At 73.9% G+C, this 1,543-nt stretch carries 1 protein-coding gene and 1 pseudogene; both read right to left on the bottom strand.

The features are described from left to right. Positions 1 to 404 (bottom strand): annotated as a pseudogene (locus tag ACTIR_RS27595) (hypothetical protein); the annotation flags it as partial. 52 nt (positions 405 to 456) lie between these two features. After that, entirely contained in the window at positions 457 to 1,428 is a 972-nt protein-coding gene (locus ACTIR_RS0118475) for a Ppx/GppA phosphatase family protein (RefSeq protein ID WP_026455390.1), read from the bottom strand. Positions 1,429 to 1,543: the final 115 nt, after the last annotated feature.

Genomic DNA, 1,543 nt, shown 5'->3' on the forward strand with positions numbered 1-1,543 from the left:
GGAGGGGTCGGCGGGGTCCGATCGGGTTGCCCACCACGCGGGTACGGGCCGCTGCGCTGGGCACCGCCCGCCTGCGCGCCGTTCGGATGCGTTCCGTTCGGATGCGCGCCGTTCGGATGCGCGCCGTTCGCCCGGTCGGTGGACTGGGGCCCGCCGCGACGCGGCGCCCCGTCGGGATCGGCCCCGTTCGCACCGGCGCCGTCGGGCTCCTCCGACCGGATCCGGTCGATGATCGCCTGGGGTGCCGTGTCGGTCACCCCGGGAGCGCGTCCACCGGACGCGTCGTCGTCCTCGGCAGCGCGACGCCGCCGGCGGCGTGATGCACCCCCGGCCTGCCCGCCGTGTTCGGCGAGGAGTTCGGCGACAGTCTTCTGCGCCCGCCCGCCGTCGCTGTCTCGAGTCATCCCTTCCACCGTGCCCGTAGCCCGTCGTCCGCGTCCAGTGTGCGCCCGGGGGTCACGAGTGCCGCTCCGGGGCCGTGTCCACCGCAGTCTGATCCTCGCCGTTGGAATGGTCCAGCCGTCGTAGGATGACACCTTCGCGTAGTGCCCACGGGCAGATCTCCAATGTGTCGAGTGACAACGCTCGCATCGTGCTCTGCGCCACAAGCGCCCCCGCGACGAGCTGGTGTGCCCGGCTCGGGCTGACCCCCTCCAGCTCGGCGAGGTCGCTGGAGGACATCCGCGAGATGAAGGCGATGAGCTGGCGCAGCGCGGTGTCGGTGAGCACCCGCCGCGCCCGGGGACCCGCGGCCGAGGGGGCCGCCCCGGTCAACCGCGCCAGCGACCGGAACGTCTTCGACGTGGCGACCACCCGGTCGGGCTGCCCCTGACGTCCGATCTCGGTGGCGAGCGGGGCGAGCTGGTCCTCCAACCAGGCCGTGGTGGCCACGACCTCCGTACGGGTCGGCGGATCGTGCGCGAACCGGGTGCGGGTGAGGCGCCCGGCGCCGAGCGGCAGGGAGACGGCGAGGTCGGGTTCCTCGTCCACCCCCATCGCGACCTCCAGGGACCCGCCGCCGATGTCGAGCACCAGGAGCCTGCCCGCCGACCACCCGAACCAGCGGCGCACCGCGAGGAAGGTCAGCCGCGCCTCGGTCTCGCCGCTGAGCACGCGCAGCTCGACGCCGGTGTCCCGGGTGACGCGGTCGAGCACGTCCCCGGCGTTGCGCGCGTCCCGCAGGGCCGAGGTCGCGAACGCCATGACCTCCTCGCATCCCAGCCGCCGCGCCGACCCGCAGGCCGCCACGACGGCATCCACCAGTTCGTCGGCCGCGGCCTTGTCGATCTCGTTGTCCCCGCCGATCCGCTCGATGAGCCGCACGACGGTCTTCTCCGAGTGCATCGGGGTCGGGTGGCCACCACGATGGGCGTCCACCACCAGCAGGTGGACGGTGTTCGACCCGACGTCGAGTACCCCTAGGCGCACGAAGCCCAACGGTACCCGGAGTCGTCGTTAGTGTGCTGTGACATTCGCCGGACGGTCGCCCGCTGCGGCGGGGCGGAGGGTCCGCCGCGCCGGGCGGCGCGGCAGGCCGTCCGGC

Source organism: Saccharomonospora iraqiensis subsp. iraqiensis (genome assembly GCF_000430445.1).
Classification (GTDB): Bacteria; Actinomycetota; Actinomycetes; order Mycobacteriales; family Pseudonocardiaceae; genus Saccharomonospora; species Saccharomonospora iraqiensis.